The 18,000-nt window shown below is 38.0% G+C and carries 12 protein-coding genes; 5 read left to right on the plus strand and 7 right to left on the minus strand.

What is annotated here, in order from left to right:
* Positions 1-115: 115 nt before the first annotated feature.
* Positions 116-1,693, minus strand: a complete 1,578-nt coding sequence (locus tag MHH86_RS25215) for a recombinase family protein (RefSeq protein ID WP_076316864.1) — start codon at positions 1,691-1,693, stop codon at positions 116-118.
* A gap of 19 nt (positions 1,694-1,712) precedes the next feature.
* Positions 1,713-1,898: a hypothetical protein gene (locus tag MHH86_RS25220; RefSeq protein ID WP_342479475.1), complete on the minus strand. Its 186-nt coding sequence runs from the start codon at positions 1,896-1,898 to the stop codon at positions 1,713-1,715.
* Positions 1,899-2,146: 248 nt separating this feature from the next.
* On the opposite strand from MHH86_RS25220, the gene MHH86_RS25225 reads away from it, so the two are divergent.
* Both MHH86_RS25225 and MHH86_RS25230 read left to right on the plus strand, forming a co-directional pair.
* On the plus strand, positions 2,147-2,728 hold the full coding sequence (locus tag MHH86_RS25225; protein WP_076316865.1) for a hypothetical protein: 582 nt from the start codon (positions 2,147-2,149) through the stop codon (positions 2,726-2,728).
* Between the two features lie 66 nt (positions 2,729-2,794).
* Entirely contained in the window at positions 2,795-2,938 is a 144-nt protein-coding gene (locus MHH86_RS25230; protein WP_179088425.1) for a hypothetical protein, read from the plus strand.
* 77 nt (positions 2,939-3,015) lie between these two features.
* Here MHH86_RS25230 and MHH86_RS25235 read toward each other — a convergent pair whose 3' ends face one another.
* Positions 3,016-3,351, minus strand: coding sequence for a helix-turn-helix transcriptional regulator (locus tag MHH86_RS25235; RefSeq protein ID WP_076316866.1), 336 nt, complete (start codon positions 3,349-3,351; stop codon positions 3,016-3,018).
* A 185-nt stretch (positions 3,352-3,536) separates the two neighbouring features.
* Between MHH86_RS25235 and MHH86_RS25240 the strand changes: the two genes are divergently transcribed.
* Positions 3,537-5,105, plus strand: coding sequence for a recombinase family protein (locus tag MHH86_RS25240; RefSeq protein WP_342479476.1), 1,569 nt, complete (start codon positions 3,537-3,539; stop codon positions 5,103-5,105).
* On the plus strand, positions 5,071-6,624 hold the full coding sequence (locus MHH86_RS25245; protein WP_076316868.1) for a recombinase family protein: 1,554 nt from the start codon (positions 5,071-5,073) through the stop codon (positions 6,622-6,624). Before MHH86_RS25240 ends, MHH86_RS25245 begins: the two co-directional genes overlap by 35 nt.
* Before the next feature lie 842 nt (positions 6,625-7,466).
* On the opposite strand, the gene MHH86_RS25250 is transcribed toward MHH86_RS25245, so the two are convergent.
* From MHH86_RS25250 to MHH86_RS25260, 3 genes are read right to left on the minus strand one after another with little or no spacing between them, the layout of a single operon-like run.
* Positions 7,467-10,151, minus strand: coding sequence for a DEAD/DEAH box helicase family protein (locus MHH86_RS25250; protein WP_076316869.1), 2,685 nt, complete (start codon positions 10,149-10,151; stop codon positions 7,467-7,469).
* Positions 10,148-11,803, minus strand: coding sequence for a site-specific DNA-methyltransferase (locus MHH86_RS25255; RefSeq protein WP_076316870.1), 1,656 nt, complete (start codon positions 11,801-11,803; stop codon positions 10,148-10,150). The genes MHH86_RS25250 and MHH86_RS25255 overlap by 4 nt, the downstream gene beginning before the upstream one ends.
* A gap of 15 nt (positions 11,804-11,818) precedes the next feature.
* The gene (locus tag MHH86_RS25260) at positions 11,819-14,695 is read right to left on the minus strand and encodes an SNF2-related protein (RefSeq protein WP_076316871.1); all 2,877 of its coding nucleotides are present in this window, start codon (positions 14,693-14,695) and stop codon (positions 11,819-11,821) included.
* A gap of 172 nt (positions 14,696-14,867) precedes the next feature.
* On the opposite strand from MHH86_RS25260, the gene MHH86_RS25265 reads away from it, so the two are divergent.
* Positions 14,868-17,639, plus strand: coding sequence for a TrlF family AAA-like ATPase (locus MHH86_RS25265; protein WP_076316872.1), 2,772 nt, complete (start codon positions 14,868-14,870; stop codon positions 17,637-17,639).
* A gap of 121 nt (positions 17,640-17,760) precedes the next feature.
* On the opposite strand, the gene MHH86_RS25270 is transcribed toward MHH86_RS25265, so the two are convergent.
* Positions 17,761-17,976, minus strand: a complete 216-nt coding sequence (locus MHH86_RS25270) for a helix-turn-helix transcriptional regulator (protein WP_076316873.1) — start codon at positions 17,974-17,976, stop codon at positions 17,761-17,763.
* Between the last annotated feature and the right edge of the window lie 24 nt (positions 17,977-18,000).

The following is an 18,000-nucleotide window of genomic DNA, read 5'->3' on the forward strand; positions in this document are numbered from 1 at the left end:
TTTCACATCTTAGTTATTTAGGCCAAATGGCCTTAACGTAAACATTAGTTCAATATCAAAATCAACAGTGGAATTTGACAAAGCCATAAAAAAAGAATTGGATATTATGGACAACTCACGTCCCCAACTGCCCCAAAGGTGTATAAATCTCCACTTCCCCATCAACGCTCACAACCAACTTGTCAATCAATTTGGATAAGACAAGTCTCATTTCATCCAAACGATCAAAATCAAGTTCAACAAGACTTTCCAATGCTTCTCTAATCTCGTTGTATACTTTTTCCATATTGATTTGTTCTTCTTTGTTCTGAGATGCCTTTGCTAGTTCTGATTGTAGTGAAGCAATTTCTTGTTCGTATTGTTGTTTCTCAAAAAGATATTGTTCTTCATCAATCTCTCCAAGCATATTCTGTTTTCTTAATTCGAATAGCAACTTACGATTCCCTTGAATTGCCTTCTCCAACTTTTTCAGATCCTTGTCCATTTCATTAGATGACTTTCTCTTCAATAGTCTATCTTTGCTTTCACTCGTTGTAGTGTCAACGTTGATAACTTGCTTCAACTTCTTGCTCACTTCATTGATGATGGTATCTCTAAAGTTGTTATACGGTATCCACGCGTTGTTGACACACCCCATCTCTCCTTGCCGTCTCCTAGTTGAGCAAATCAAATATCGATATACTGGACCTTTCTTTCTCGACTTCCCCTTACAACTCACCAGAGACGATCCACAATGTTTACAAAAGATCATGCCAGCAAATACATTCACTCGATTTCTAACGCCCCCACGCCTTCCTCCACCACGTTTCAAACGAATCTCTTGGGCAAGTTCGAATGTTTCTTTATCAATGATCGCTTCGTGAGTTGGTTCGGTAGATCGCTCCCACTTAGTCTTGTCGCGCTGCACTTGTTTTCTACTTCGGTCAGACATATTGTTAATATCGTTGTAAACCTTTTTCACTTCGTATTTCCCAAACACATTCTGCCCTGTGTATACCTCATTAGTGAGAATCCTCTGAATAGTGGTAATTCCCCAGACTCCTCCTTTTGGTGAAGGAATCTCCATCTCTTCGTTGAGATATTTTACGATTGCCTTTTCGCCCATCTTACGGGATACATATAAATGATAGATGAGTTCGACGATATACCTATCATTTTCATCAGGTACAAGTGTCTTTTTATCACCATTCACAATTTTTTTATAACCAAACGGAGCCACACTACCTGTAAAATTTCCTTTTAGAGCCGACTGTCTAATCCCACGTTTAGATGAAAGACTGATCTGTTCGCTAAGCTTCTGGTTCACTGCCGATATAATTTGAAACTTAAGTTCATCATTATCCTTCAGCGAGTCAAAGCCCTCTTCGATAGAAATCAATCGGATACCTAATGCATCAACTAAGATTCTCTTTAAATTAAGTGAGTCAAGCGTATCCCTTGAGAAACGCGATAACGACGCGAATATTATCGTCCCAAAATACTTAGCTTTGGCATCACGGATTAATTTTTGGATTTCTTCCCGTGCGACGATGGACGTTCCTGTATCACGGTCTTCGTAAGAATACTGTACATCCAAATCAAGTATTCTAGCCTTCTCTTCGCAAAGCCCTCTTTGGTGCTCGGGGCTGTCTTTTTGAGAATCCTTCGTGGTTGACACACGTACATATATAGCCGTTACATTAGGATTTATCATTTAAATATCACCTGATTCATCATGGTAGTCTGTCCTTCGAGGTCTCCCTGCTATAGCTTATACCTGGATGTTTAATGAGCACCTTCCGAATGGTATCATCAATCAATTCTTCAATAATCTTCTCAAGTGACTTTTCCTTTTCAATGGACTTAAACACGATCTTGAGCTGCACAGACATCACCTCTAGGTAATGCCTATTACTCAATAAGATTGTCCTATTCCATATAGAATTTTTGACCTTTTGATTTCCAATGCGAAAAGCCCAACTCCTTATGGGAATTAGGCTCTCCTAAGCTTTATTAAGTCATTCGATGTCGTGAACGTTAATTTATGTAAGTAAACGATTAGAATGTACTGTACGAAATTAGATATGCACTCTGCCCATATTGATGTTCGTCCTTCATAAGACCAAGCATATGATTGTAGTAATAATGATATGAGGGAGTGATACACTTGTCCAAATTTTCTGAACAAATTGAACACTTGTTACAGTATAACGGTATTGATGCAGATACATTCTTGGAGGCAGCATTATCACTGCATAGTAATCAAAAAAACACAGGAATCCAAAAATACGCTCTTGAATTAAGACTAATGGATGATCTCACTACTCAGATCAATCAGGCGTTTAGAAACCTCATTATTAAAACAATTACCCAGAATGAAAAAGCAGTTCCCAGTCTCCACACTTATGATACCAGATCATCAAATGACTTCATCAAAGACCTAGAACATAAATATAATGACCTAAATCATAGCTACCAGAATCTCTTGGATAATATATCTACGAACAACAAAATAGTTGCTCAATTAACTGTAATGGTTAAAGAAAATAAAGCATTATTGGAGCAACATGCAATAGCATTAGCAAAATTAGAGGATTATGCTCAAACGAAACCAACAGGTAGAGGCCCGTATAAAAAGAATAAAGCTACTCCGACTGAAATAGCTTCAGATCCCATTCAACATGAAATTTCAAGCAGTGATTCAAGTTCTGAACCAGGGGTAGTAGATGACGATGACTCTGTTCCTTAATTTGATCCAAACCCCTTTTCATTAAAATCATCCCAGTCAGTCTCTTCAAGCATTGGAGCTGAACATATGACTTTTCTACAATATTTAGATGATATTAAGAAACAATTTGGTGTAGATGATATTAAACCACAAAGACAGAAAAAATACGGACCTACCATTGATAAAAGTAAATTAACCATTATTCAGTCAGTTTCTCGAATTGATCACTAAACAACATACACTTAAATAAACAATCATTTACGATTATGCATAGTTCCCTCACAAAGGGACAACATAACATTAGTGATTTAGATGAACTTTTCACAGCAAACGTCAATTCCCTTTTCGGTTATCTCTAATAAATAAGTTGCGAAGGCAGGCTGATGTTTTTCAAGTTGTATTAAATTATAAGTAACTCGATTTAATCGATACTGAAATTCTGTTTCAGCTTCAGTGCGCTCTAACCCTAACACTTGAAGCCGACTCTGAAGCTTCCATAGTACTTCAAGCTTAATGGAGTCGGTTTTCCCATTCTCTAAGTTACTTAAATATGCTGGTGAAACTTCAAGTTCCTTCGCAAATTTATTTAAGCTTATGTTTCTCTGCTCTCTCACTACTCGAATTTGTTGTCCAAAATTTTTCAAATCAAACACCACCTATGAGAGGAATATACAACATGGCTAAAAAGAAACCAACGCAACCACTATCTATGAAATCTGTTCAATTCGTACATGATCCAAAAGCGGCAATGCTTTGGATAGATATGTACTCGGAATTGCTATTAAAGCATTTAAAGTCAAAAATCCATGATCATTAAGGGGAGGAATTAATGTTTTCGGTAAAAAGAACTGTAGCTTATATGCGAAATTCCGCTGATATTTATCAGGATAACTCCATCCAACTTCAAAAAGACCAGGCATACATCTGTGCAACAAAGAACTCGCTCACCATTGATGAAATTTACAATGATTCTGATACTTCTGCCAGAAAAAAATCAATTGAAAATAGAGAAGCTTTATCTAGATTACTTTCTGATATTAAAGTTGGGCTTATCGGAAGCTTGATTGTCTATAAAAGAGATCGACTTGCAAGAAGAACTGAAGAATACATGGAAATTTATGAAGTTTTCAAACAACATCAAGTCACTGTATACTTTAGCGCATCCAATGAGTTTCCAATGCTCTTTACACCCCAAGCTTTCACAATTGAATATTTATTAGCATCTTTTGCTGAACATGAAGATATTCAATTAAAGCAGCGGCTTGCTGATACCAATGCATCTAAATTTAGTGAAGGCACATTAATTCCCTCGGTACTCCCCTTTGGTTATAAAAGACATGAATCAGATATTTCAAAGCCTGATAAGTTCGGTAAAGTAAAAAAAACAGTAACGATTAAGCTAAATCCACCTGCTGTCAAAGTTGTGGAGCAAATCTACAACGAACTATTAACAAACTCGTTTAAAACGATGAAGCAATTCAAAAATCACTTGGCAAAACTTAACCTTACTAGAAGTAAGAAGGGTAAACCTATGGGACCTGAAGATATTAAACAGCTTATTCGGCAACCTCTATACAAAGGACTCCTCCAGAGACAGTATCAATTTCATGAGCGCCCCAGCACTAGATACTCACCTGACTTGATAATCATCTCCGAGGAAAACTGGAACGTAGCGCAAAGTGCATTAGAACAACTGATTCCAGATAAGCCAGTTCCTAATGAAATTAAGTTATTAAAAAAGGATTTTTTTCTTAGCAACATATTAAAATGTGATCAATGCCTAAATGATTCAGATGAAAGCCCCCTCTTGGAACCTAACATCCAGAAATGCTGCTATGTTTGTAAGAAGCATAAAATTAGTGTAGATAAACAACAAATTGAACAACTCATCGTTGACCATTGTATAAAATTTTTCACTGAACTGATTAAGGGAAAGCCATATTTAAAGAATATTCAGAAGTTACATGTCAAACTTCGAAAGGTTTATAGCGCAGGGCTTAATGAAAGATTTAACAATCTTACAAATAATTTTTCGAATTTAACAAAACAATTCATTAATGCGCAAGATCCCTCTGTTAAAAGCGATCTCCTCCTGCAGTGTAATGAAGCCCGTGGTGCATTGATACGCATTAAAGAGAAATTGAATGCATCAAACGCTAAGCTTGAAATTGAAGGTAATCTATTACATTCAATGGAAGAAAATAAAGATCTACTCCACACATTCACAGAATTAGTTCCTGAAGCCAAGTCACGTTTTATTGAGGATATCATTGACACCATTGTTGTAGATTGCGATGAGAAACCAGTTGTGATATTAAAAATCCCGAATTTACTTAGCGAAAAATATATAGGAGGAATTTTTGATGACCTTAGGTCTTCAGGAGAAATTACAGAATAAAAAGGGAGTATTTTATGGAAGGGTGTCTTCTCAGGAGCAAGACCTGCAAATGCAGATTGATTCCTGCAAAGGTTTTAGTGAAAGACATAATTGTGATGTAACTATCGATCTCCAAAAATATGTAGAAAAAATATCTGCAACTCGTGTTCCATTGACTAAGCGGGAAGCTTTGATGAAAGTTATAAAAGCTGTTAAGAACAAGGAATATGATTTTATTGTTGTCTATAATCATGATCGACTTGCGCGCGATCCATTAGAACATCTTCGATTGCGTAAATGGTTTGCAGATCTCCAAGTATCTGTATACTTAAGTAGTTCAAATCAAGTTTATAGTAATAAGGATATTCTAAGTAATGCAATAAGAGATAATTACAGTAAAATCGAGGCCGATAATATACGTGTTCGGATGAAAGATAGTATTTATTCTAGAGTTGTATTTCATGGTAAATGGACAGGAGGGAAAACACCTTTTGGCGTTCGTTATCAATATGACGATGTATTAAAAATGAAAGTACTAAATTTCGAAACGGACAAAAAGCAAATCATAAAAGATATATTCAAGCAGTATAAGGGAGGCTTGGGTTTCAGCTCCATTGCTGCTTATTTGAATATTCACCATCCACTTTCGGGACAACAATGGAGCAAAGAACGGACGAAATCTATAATTACAAATCCAATCTATTGTGGCTACCTTAGTATTCATAAACGCAAAAAAGGATCAAGAAATTCCACAACAAATCGTGACGAATGGATTATGGAGAAATCTAAAGAATTAGAACCAATAATTGAGCTTGTAGAGTGGGAATACTGTTACGATTTATACATGAAAAGAAAAACACGTGAAATCACCAATCCAAAATATTTCTCAACACCGTATCTTTTTAAAGATATTATTCAATGTAGACAATGCGGAAAGTTTCTTTTAACTAAAAATCAAGTCAGCGGTCAATCTGGAGATCAAATATACTGTTGCGGTAGAACCTCGGATTGTCATATCCGAATAGTATCAAAAGAATTAGATGATTACCTTTTAAACTACATTAAGAAATCTGAAATGCTAACCACCAACATTGAACAGCGATATTTAATCATAGATAGGATCAAAGAATTCTACATCAACCAGAAACAGGATCTAGAGATTGAAAAGAATTGTTTGTATCAAAAGTTACAAGAACTACGACATGATTATGATGCCGCACAAAATCAATTGCACCCTCTACTCGTAACTCAAAGTGATCGTGTAGCAATAGAGGTATTACAAACCTTATCCTCTATATTAACGAATGATATCACTGATACTCAGCAAAATTTAAAAAGAAATTATGACGCAATAAAAAGATTGGAAAACCTAGAACTTGAATCTAATCACTGGGATCACTTTTTAGGCGATACATTGCCAGTTAATAAAAAACAGTCCCACCAAGTTCGCAAGTTGCTACTTCTCCTTTTTGAGAAAATTGAAATTGACAATGACGGTGGAATTTATATAACAAATAAAATTGACTTGAACAAACGCTAACTCTTCAAGAAATTGTGGAGTTATTATTTTGTTTAAATATCGGTGAATAGGTGGACAACATATTTCAAACTCGGTTTATAGGTAGGATCGGCATGCCGTTCTCACCTACAAACCGAGGTTCGAACGGCGAAATAGCGCTTGTCCCATAAGGAATACGGATTTTTCTATTCATTAGTTTAGACAATCATTTCCGTTCATAAACATTTCTCGGCGAATTGGTGAGCTATTTTTAACTATCTCGGTGAATGGGTGGAGCACATTATGGTTTAATTATTGATATCAAATAATTCAAATACAAAATAGCAGTCCATAATTAGTTAAGAACTGCATTTAGGCTGATTTTTTTAAAATTCAATTTCACCAATTGCTTTTCCGTATATTTCTGTTTTTCATACATACCCTCCTCGAACTTCCAGAAAAAGGATTTTCATTATCCCAACTATAGTGAGATATCCATAAAAAGCAAGTTGTTAAGTGAAATAAAAAAGCACAGCAAGAGGAATTGCCCATGCCATGCTTGCTTTTTGAGATAAATCATGAATATCTATTAAGATATTTTCAATTGAAGGAGACGATAAAGTTACTGGTTCCTCAGTTATTAGGACAAGTTTTTTAATACCCTAGTTTAAGGTACGGAAAGGGATCGCTTACCGAACCTTAGAACCTAGAAAAAGATCTAAAATAGGTTTATCAACTGGACAAATTGAGGGCTTTCCCACTATGTAAAACCTTATGTTAACTCATCTCGGTAATTATATGGATACTTTTTACAATTAATTCTTAGTTCTTGGTAAAGGGGAACATCAGCTAAGAGAACCCTATTCTGATACCAAATTCAAGGCTTAGTTGAATAAATAACGCGACTTTAATCCTTCAAGGGTCATATTCTCTTGAACATCAGTGTGGGGAATAAGAAGATATTGCCACTCTTTTCCTTCATGTTCCCGCTCATGCCTAGAAGCATGTGAACACCATTCCATAACCGCCCGAGCTTTGGCTTGGACCGTTTGATCTTCTATTTCTTTTTCTTTCTTAATTTCGCATATAAACTTACCTGTCTTGGTTTCAACAACAAAGTCAGGTTCATAGATGCTACTGTGATTGTAGTAAATTTTGAAGTGTTCTGCTAGCGGCTTAAACCACTTATCAACGTTCGGGTCATTCTCGCAAATAACTGCAAACTTGCGTTCACTGTCCGAATCGAATTTTTGCTCTGGATAGAGGCATTTAATAAATCCACCAAAAACCATTCTCCGAATGCGTGTTTTGTCTCCCACAGGTTGGCGGAAAGGTCTAACGCCTTCTGCCAATAAGGTCGTGTAGCTGACGGGCTTGAATGTCGTGAAGCCCTTGCTAACAATGACTTCGTAGGCAGACGCAGTCTCATAATAATGACTCTTCATCTGAATATGAATAAGTTCGGCAAGCTTACCGCGATTGTATTGCAGAACAATACGAACAGCATGATCATCTGATAGATAGCTTTGCAAGTGAGCAACCATTTGCTTGCTTAATTTGTATAACAATTCTGCATGATCGTCATACGAGATATCTGAGTAATCCATCAACGCTGAAATTAAATAGTCTTCCAATCTTTCTTCGACTTCCTGACTACCTTTACGTTGAAGAATTTCACGATCATGAGTTCTCAAATGCTGAATTAAGATATGTTCATCAACAGGCTGCAGTCGAACACTCGAAGCTTCCAAATCGAAATCTTGATAGCCCCAGGTCAACTCACCTACAGGTTGAACGAAAATTCTCGGAATATCGATGCTATGCTGTATCGTTTGTTCGACCAATGCTTCAATGACCTGTTCCACCAAGGCATTCGTCTGTTCGGGAAATAAATCTAGTTGGTTCACGAGATACTCCGACCGAACTTCTTCTATCAACTGACGCTTAATTTCTCCCTTGGCCAAATGCTTAGAACTTGGTAGATGCTCGTAGCTCTGGATCTTTCTTTGCGCCAATTCAAATACGCTTCTGATATCCTCCGTTTGAATAGGCTTTGACTCATTATTGGTCGTCTTTACATTAGTGACCTGAGCTTGAACCTCTTCTACAACCGTCTGTTCGAGCTTTGGAACAGAGGTTATAGGTTTTTTCTGCTCTTTGGCAACATCTTTCCCGATGTAGACACCATTCCGAATGATGGAATTCGGGTTGTTCGCTTCATCAATAATGTCTTGAAACTTATCGTGCGCAATAATTGTTAGTCGATCAACCGCTTTAACACCAGTTCTTCTACCATAAGGCAAACGCAAACCTCTACCAATTGATTGTTCAACTAGCGTTTTTGAATTCGCAGCTCGAAGAGGGATAATCGTGTAGAGGTTGGTGACATCCCAGCCTTCTTTAAGCATGTTGACATGAATAACAATATCCGTTTCAGAAGCAGGATTTTCGAGCCTCATTAACTCTTGAATTGTTTCATCTTTCTCCTGACCACTTTGATTGGAGTGAACAGTCATAACCTTGTTCTTATAACGCCCCTCAAAAAAACTGTCTGATTGAATAAGCCCCATAAGCTTTTCCGCATGAACGGTATCTTGCGCTACAATAAGAATGAATGGTTTCACAATTGGTAGATGATTTTGGCGCGCGTATACTTCCATTTCAACTTTCGTTTCCTCATGCACCAGGATTCCATCATCTAGCTTTAAGCGCTCCAACTGATCTTCAGAATATTGGCTTGCGTTAAAATTCTCACGAGTAGCAACGGCTGGCTCTTTAACAAATCCATCTTCCATTGCTTTATGTAATGGATAACTATATATCACATTGTTAAATGGATTTGTTCGATTACCAGACTCAACATGAGGAGTTGCTGTTAATTCTAACCCGAGAATCGGTTTTAACTCATTCAGCACCTTGATTCCAGCTGAAGCGCGATAACGATGAGATTCATCCATCAGCAGCACCAAGTCAGGTAGGGAAACAAGATAGTTAAAATAACTGTCACCAATATATTCTCTAAGTCGCTTGATACGCGGCGCTTTACCGCCGCGTACTTCTGAGTTAATTTTAGATATATTGAAGATATTAATGTGTACTTCATCATTAAAAAGACTGTACTGATTACGATTTCCCTTTCCATCTTCGTAATTGTCACCTGTAATAATAACAGGTGGCATGGTAATAAATTCAGCAATTCCTTTAAAAACATACTTTAGTGTATTAGGAGTGAAGTCTTGTATCAACTTGTTATAAATCGTGAGATTGGGAGCGAGAACAAAGAAGTTTTTGATTCCTTTGCTTAGATATAAATAAGAGATGAATGCTCCCATTAATCGCGTTTTACCCACACCAGTTGCCAGGGAAAAGCATAATGATGGAAACTCACGTTCGAAATCAGATACTGATGGATATAAAGAACTTACTTTATCTAACTCCGTTATCAAGGAATGGCTATCGTAACTGCCTAACTCAATAATATCAACAATTTCCGAAAGAATTTCTAATGATTCTTTCTGTGGTTTCCGAAGGCTAAGTCTAGCGGATATTGATTTTACATTTTTGTTCATAACTCTTCCCCTTCACTGAACAGCTCCATTTGTTCTATCTTTTCAAGTTGAGGAAGCGCTGCAACATTCAAGCTGTAGTCATCTCTGCCGAATTCACATCTATTAAGTATGGAAGATGGGATTTTTTTGAATGTAATATTGGGATAGTCTGATGAATCAGCATTAAATGCTTTACAGCATATCAATAATGTTTCATTTTCACCTAGCGAATCATGAATTTGGGTAGCAATTTCTCTTGTGATCAGCTGGGTTGTTGTATAGATATAATCAGTCTCTGTCGACCATCCCTGCTTCCAATATACTGTTTCATCTGGAGAGTATTTAAACCCATGATGCTTGCACATCGCTTCAGCCAACATTGGAGCATTATATTCTTTATTAATGATCCAATTTCCGAACTTATCTTTCTCCAATAGACTCGGTGCAAGACGATAATATCTAAATCCTCCACCACCTTGCCAATTCACTTCTTTGCTTATACCACCCTTATCTGTGCCATCAATTACTTTTTTTAGACGTGGAATAATATGTGTGTGACAATGTTCGCCCATTTCAATCATTATCCAGCGTCGCCCCATTTTATGGGCTACTGCACCAGTCGTACCTGAACCAGCAAAAGAATCGAGGACTATATCTTTTAACTCGGTAGATATGTTTAATATTCTGGCTATTAAATCTTCTGGCTTAGGTGTATCAAACACTAGGTTTTCTCCAAACAAAGATTTATGGTGCGCCTTTGTTTGTCTAGTTGTATTAAGATCATTCCAAATTGATGGATAAGGTCTTGTTGGATTTTCTGGTGCAAACTCACGAGTATAAGGAACCCATTGTTTGCTGCCATTCACAATTCTTTCTTTCCAAATCAGTTTGCTTTCAGCTACTAACTCATCCACTGTCTGTTTCCCCATTGCCCATCGAGCTTCTCGTCCGTCGTCATGTATAGGATAAACTTCGTTTCCGTTAGGTGAAATTATTGGGAAAAACATCGATGGTCGGTCTATTCTCAAGCTATTCTTTCCGTTCTTTTTCAAGAGCCTATCTCTGTATGGTCTATCTGATTCATTATCTGGAGCATGATACGCCTCCAAGATTGAGTCATCTTTCATTTGCTTAAACCATTTTGCCCCTGGTGTTTTAGAATAACAAAGTACATATTCATGATCTGGGGTAACTGCTACTTTATTATCGTTTGGACTATCTACCTTTTTCCATATAAATGAAGTTACAAAACGGTTCCTTCCAAATAATTCATCACAAAGGACCTTTAAGTAATGTGCTTCATTGTCATCGATAGTAATCCATAACGATCCTTCAGCGCACAATAAATTCCACAAAAGTACTAATCTATCACGCATCATAGATAACCAAATTGAATGCTCAATTCCATCGTCGTAATGAACAAAAGCACTACCAGTATTATATGGAGGGTCAATAAATATGCACTTTACCTTTCCAATATAATCATTTTGTAATGCTTTTAACGCAAGTAAGTTATCCCCATATATAAGCATATTTTCATACTCATCTTTTTGAGTTACCTTGAGTTTTGAGTGATATGACAAATCAGGATTATTCAATAAGATTCTCGGCTCTAATCTCAATCCTTCTTCCTTACCAATCCAAGTCAATTCTAGCTTCGTTTTCTTGCTCATTTCGCACCTCAATTGTTATACTAATTGCCATTTGATCATGAATAAATGCTTCCTACTGATTTTCTGCTCAAGCTTCTTCTCAACATCTTGAAACAGCAGTTCCTTTTGGCGGTCAATCTCATCCTGTGCATCAAATAAATTGCGGCGCAACTCACTTCGTTGCTGCTCACGTTCTCGTATGATTTTGTTAATCTCAAGCTTCTCTACGATTTGTCGTACCAACCTTGCATCCTTTTGAAGTTGTGCGATCTCAATATCAAGTTCTCTTAATTCGAGTTCAAGCTTGTCCTTTAAGTCTTTAGACCATTTATCTAATCTTTCCAGCTCGCGATCAAGAAATTCATTCGTACGCTCTTGAATATCCCACAGAATTGCCGATTCTTGCTGCTGGTTAATTTTGAAAATTTGCTCCGTAACATTTGAATATATAATTTGTTCATGATCATTCAGTTTAATTTCAGTAGCTGGCAGATCAAATAGCTTCTCACAAAGTTCTTGATCCAACTGATTTCCAATCGAGTCAACTGCGGAGAATATCAAATGCTCTTCATTCTCAGCAGCACTTACTTGCAATAAAGATAAAGACAAGTAACCGTTGATACCAATTCTATTTTGAAGAAGACTCACCTTGCCCTCATAATCGCTATAACGGAAGTTAAGTTTCATCATTGGTAATTGACGGCTCTTGGCTTGCTCAATCCAATTTTCAGCCAGCGGATGACCTAATCGATAATGATGGACGTGTTCATTCGTTTCACTTTTCTTCACATGCGATATGAGCTGATACTTATCCTTACTATTCATAAGTTGGAAGCTCAACTGCTCCGAATTAAACTGTGCAAACGAACTCCCTTCATATTCGGTGAGCGCCCATAGAAAACGCTCCATCTTATTCAATTGGAGAGTAGTCTGCTCGTAGTTCGTTCGCAGCTTCTCACACACTTCATCGTCGAAATTCTCGAGCAGGTTCTTCCTTGTCTCCTGCATCTTACATTGGATTTGATCGTCGAGTTCCAACTGCAACTGATTGAAGGCATCTTGAATTTCTTCAGCAGAACGGCAAGTTTGATAGATCTGCTGTATTCTTTTTTCAAAATCGACACCTGACTCCAGCGACCCCAAGACTTCATCAGACGAACCAAATACACCATCAAACAAACTAAACTTCTGAGATAATAGCTCAAACACCCTTTGATCCGCTGCGTTCTTACGGTTTATAAAATTAATGACGACAACATCATACTTCTGTCCATAGCGATGGCATCTGCCAATTCGTTGCTCGATTCGTTGAGGATTCCAAGGTAGATCATAATTGACGACCAGACTGCAGAATTGAAGGTTAATTCCCTCCGCCGCTGATTCCGTCGCAATCATAATGGCAGCGTCATTGCGGAAATATTCAACCAACGCCGCTCTCGTATCTGCTGACTTGGAACCTGAAATCTGATCATCATGCTGATGTCGTTCAAGCCACTCCTGATAAATCTCCTTAATCTCAGGCGAGCTATTCGTACCGTTGAACATGACTATTTTTCCAGAATAACCGTTGTGTTCAAGCATTTCTTTCAAATACTGTTGTGTTCTTCTGGACTCTGTAAAAATAATGGCTTTATCGTTTGCACCAAGCTCACGAAGTGTGGAAAACCCATTTGCAAGGGCAACAAGCAATGCTTTACCCTTTTCATTCTCTGTGATGGAGTTAGCTAATTCGTAATAAGCAAGCAGCTCTTCTCGCTCGCGAAGAATCAGCGCTCGTTCCTGTTTTGAAGCAATAATTCCCTCTGACTGCTCATCGTCATCTGACCATTCTTCTACCGTTGAATCCATCTCATCAATATCATTATAAATATTTTCAATCCCTTGCCCATTTCCTTTTTTCTCCAAAGAAGATTCAAGCCTTGTGACAAGTGATAGAAGGGTATTAGAAATAGCAAAGGATGATGAAGCCAATATCTTACGTACAACTAAGGTCATGAGATTACGTTGACTTCGGGGCAATGCTTGAATATTTTCTCTTTGAAGATATGAGGAGACCTTCTCATACAAATCCCACTCCGCTTCGCTCGATGTAAACTCCTGAACAAGTGGAATTCTCTTCGTGTAGGGAACGTATTCCGTCACCTGACGGCGCAACGTACGATGGCATACGGGGCGCAGCCGATCTTTTAAGTCATGAAAATCAAGTCTGGTCATTTCTTTGGTTCCGCTTCCGAACTGCTTACGAAAAGTTGATTCATCACCAAATAATCTTGGGTCAATGAAACTTACCAGACCGTATAGCTCCATAAGCGAGTTCTGCAATGGTGTAGCAGTTAAAAGTACCTTAGGTGCGCCATCTGTTGCATCTCGGAGTATTCTTGATATTTTATTTGTTTTCTTGTAGACGTTACGAAGTCGGTGGGCTTCATCGATGATGATTAGATCCCAATCGGTTCGTTTAAGATCAGCCGACTTGTTCCGAGCAAACTGATATGAAGTGATGACAACATTGTCCTTCTGCTCAAATGGGAAGCCTTGTCCTGCCTTCACGGATTCATTGTAGTTTTTGCTCTCAATGATGATTGATGGTAGATAGAACTTCTCAATCAGTTCCCGATTCCATTGCTTGCGTAACGGGGGAGGGACAATGATGAGGATTTTTCGTTTCCGTTCTGCCCAGAGCTGACTAATAATCAGACCAGCTTCAATCGTTTTGCCAAGTCCTACTTCATCGGCAAGAATAGCGCCTCGTTCAAGCGGAGCGCGGAATGCAAACAACGCCGCCTCTACTTGATGCGGGTTTAGGTCTACAGTCGCATTAATCAATGATTGGCTAAGGCGACCAACTGTATTAGAAGCACTCTGCTTTGTTAGTTCGTAAGCATAATATTGGCTATGATACGCAGTACTCATATAAATCCGCCACCCTGTTGGTTTCTACTCTAAGTATACAAGAATAGAAACTTATTCGACAGGGTAGGTCTTAATCCCTTGTTTTCAACCAAAAAGATTGGTCAATTTGAAGGTTCTTCCATACCGAATGTCGAATTTAACCTCATCAAAATGTTGCATGGAGGTAACTGTAATGTCTTACAATGGAATGAGATGGTACAAGTGTGATTTTCAAATGCAAACACCTGGTGACCCGAATAACTGGCTACAAGATGATCCTGCGTATTTAAGTAGGGAGTATTCACTAGAAGAACTAATTGCGTCCGTTGATTTATATTTAACTCGATGCCACGAGGTCGGATTAGAAGTAGTATGCATAACCGACCACAACTTCATTGGTATTGATTATCTTCGAATGTTGAAAGGTAGAAATGAACTCATAGCTGATCAATTAAAAAAGCTACCTTTAATTATATTCCCTGGATTTGAGGTAGAAGTGTCTCAGGGATTAGGTATTCATTTGCTATGCATTTTCGAAGAAAATAAATCTTTGCATGATATCGACGATATCGTCACGCAGTTAGGTCTTACCCGATCTGAACGAGTTAAAAACGGTAATATTGTACCTTTGCCGCAAGCTACGTTTGCTCAAATTGAGAGAATTGTACAGGATGATCATAATGGGGTCATTATTGCTGCTCACCCATTATCAGAAAGCGGTCTTTTAAATAATGATTTTATTACTGAATTTTTTCAAAGGGATATGTTTTTGAATCCGAAACTGTTAGCTCTTGAACTACCAAAGCCTCTTGTTGATTTTTCTGCCAATATGCAAAAGCTGATTACAGCAGATGTGGCTTGTCACGCCGAGTGGAGAAGAGAACGCAGAATAGCTGCTGTCATGTCCTCAGATGCATACAGCCTTTACGAAGGTTCTAAAGGTTACATAGGAAAACGACATACTTGGGTTAAGATGTCCAACCCCTCTTTAGAATCAATCGTTCAAGCCTTCTTGGATTGCGAACGAATTTCATTGAGTCCAAATAGTCCTGACGAAGATGTTAGGCACGATAAGTTTGTCTCTCTTTCAATTGAAAACGTTGCCTTCCTAGATGATCAAACAATCCATTTCTCCCCTAATTTAAATTGTATTATCGGAGGTAGAGGTTCGGGAAAATCATCAATTCTTGAATACATCAGGCTCGCAGCATCTCATAAGCAAGATTTAAAAGAAACAGAACAAATTCAAAGAGTACGGAGAACACTGCCTCCATCATCACTAGTAAGACTCACTTGGGAAGGCACAAATGGACTGACGGATACCTTTGAATACGATACTGCATCTCAAACTGCAAGAATTACAAGCAGAGAAGTACAAGACCCTGCAACTGTCTTACGGAACTTGAAAGTTCAAGTATATAGTCAGCGAGAGATATCTGAAATTGCACAAGAACAGAAAAGTTTATCAACATTAATTGACACAATTGCTGGCTCTGAACTTGATAGGTTAAAATCAACTGAAATCGAATTGAAATTGACGATTCAAAGTTTATTTCAAACAAGAAAGATCATTGAGCGACTCAAGAATGAGCGAAATACACTTCTTCAGGAAATAGGCGAGATTCAAAGACAATGGGATGCATTCATATCAGTGCAAGCGGAAAACGAACGCAGGAATAAAGCTATTGTTGCTGAAAACTACATCCGTGAAGTCGTTGAAGAAACTAAGCAGTTCGTTACCTCCTGGAATGAAAATATTAAATCGTTTACGATAGAGCATGCCAATCTTGTAAAACAAGACTGGTTAGATGATCCTTTCTTTGATGATTTAAACATAGGTCTAAGCGCGGCGAAAAAAGAATTAGAAAAGAATGTAGAGGCTGCGTTAATAAAATATTCCGAAACGGTTGATGGACTCACGGAGAAACATGAAAAGTGGGAAACAATATTAAACGCTATTCAGCAAACAAAATCCGATTTTATTGCCGCATGTAATGAGAAAGGTGTACATCCAGATCAACTTGAAGTGATGAAAGGGCTAGAGCAAAGTATTCGAATAAAAGAACAAGATTTGGATGACAGAGAAAAGAAGTTAACCAACTCTTCACAGGAAATTGAAAAACTATTTACAAGTGTAGGAACTCTCCATGATACTTGGTTTGAACAGACAACGTTAAAAACTGCAAAAATTAATTCAATTTTGGCATCTGGATCTATTCCTTATACAAGGCAGGCTTCTCCATTCATATCCGTTGAAATCTTTAAATGTAGAGATCAGGAACATTTCAAGCAGATTTGGAGTACGAATCATAACATTCGCGGGAACACTCGGTTAGGAAGGAATTGGGATACACTTGGCGAGCAACTGTATCAAATATTCGAAGCAAGTGAGGAACTGACACCATGGACAATACTCTCACAGTGGCTAGAGAACCCAGAACTAATGCCTGCTGAGTTAAGAGGACACCATGGGGATCTTAACACGTATCTCACTGGGGAAGGCATTGGATTCTGGGAGACAATGCAAATTACTCGTGTTAATGACAGAATTAATATCACATTATATCGGGATGACGGAACTCGAGCTGGCTCCCTTGATGACGGTGGGCTTTCAGATGGACAAAAGAACACTGCGATCTTAGCGTTGCTGTTTGCTCATGGTACAAATCCAATCCTGATTGACCAACCAGAGGATGAACTGGATTCAGATTTTATTTATAATCAACTGGTTCCATTACTAAGAAGAGTTAAGTACAAGCGTCAAATCATACTTGCCACGCATAACGCCAATATTCCAGTCAACGGAGATTGTGAATTGCTCTATGCATTAAATACAGAAATGGGCAAAGGAATCCTAAAAGCTGAAGGTGGACTGGAAAAACCACTTGTCAAAGAAGCGGTATTAGATATTATGGAAGGATCCAGAGAAGCATTTAAGCGCCGACAAGAGAAATATAACTTCTAGCGACTCCTCTTCATAAGTATGTAAATATACAATCAACCACACGAGAAATGCAGATGTCAGATTAATTTGACATCTGCATTTCCTATTTCCCTGATTTATTTAAGTGATGAAATAAGAGTGATTAGTCCAAAAAACCAATAAAATCAACGCTCCCCCCACTTACAACAAGTTGTATTTCAAACCACATCTCCTTGGAAATGTGGTTTCGAACTGTTTTTTCGCTGATAAATAATAAGCCAGCGATATCACGAGTCGTTTTGTCCTGCACGAGAAGCTCAAAAACTTCGCGCTCACGATGAGTCAACAGAAATTTGCTGTGGTGTTCGTTCCCCTTCAATGGTGTGAACACCGTGTGTTTGTG

The organism is Paenibacillus sp. FSL F4-0097 (genome assembly GCF_038593125.1).
GTDB lineage: Bacteria > Bacillota > Bacilli > Paenibacillales > Paenibacillaceae > Paenibacillus_AQ > Paenibacillus_AQ odorifer.

Coding starts and splice junctions, on each gene's coding strand:
- MHH86_RS25215 (WP_076316864.1), bottom strand. CDS start 1,693: ATGATAAATCCTAATGTAACGGCTATATATGTACGTGTGTCAACCACG.
- MHH86_RS25230 (WP_179088425.1), top strand. CDS start 2,795: ATGACTTTTCTACAATATTTAGATGATATTAAGAAACAATTTGGTGTA.
- MHH86_RS25240 (WP_342479476.1), top strand. CDS start 3,537: ATGTTTTCGGTAAAAAGAACTGTAGCTTATATGCGAAATTCCGCTGAT.
- MHH86_RS25245 (WP_076316868.1), top strand. CDS start 5,071: ATGACCTTAGGTCTTCAGGAGAAATTACAGAATAAAAAGGGAGTATTT.
- MHH86_RS25250 (WP_076316869.1), bottom strand. CDS start 10,151: ATGAACAAAAATGTAAAATCAATATCCGCTAGACTTAGCCTTCGGAAA.
- MHH86_RS25255 (WP_076316870.1), bottom strand. CDS start 11,803: ATGAGCAAGAAAACGAAGCTAGAATTGACTTGGATTGGTAAGGAAGAA.
- MHH86_RS25260 (WP_076316871.1), bottom strand. CDS start 14,695: ATGAGTACTGCGTATCATAGCCAATATTATGCTTACGAACTAACAAAG.
- MHH86_RS25265 (WP_076316872.1), top strand. CDS start 14,868: ATGTCTTACAATGGAATGAGATGGTACAAGTGTGATTTTCAAATGCAA.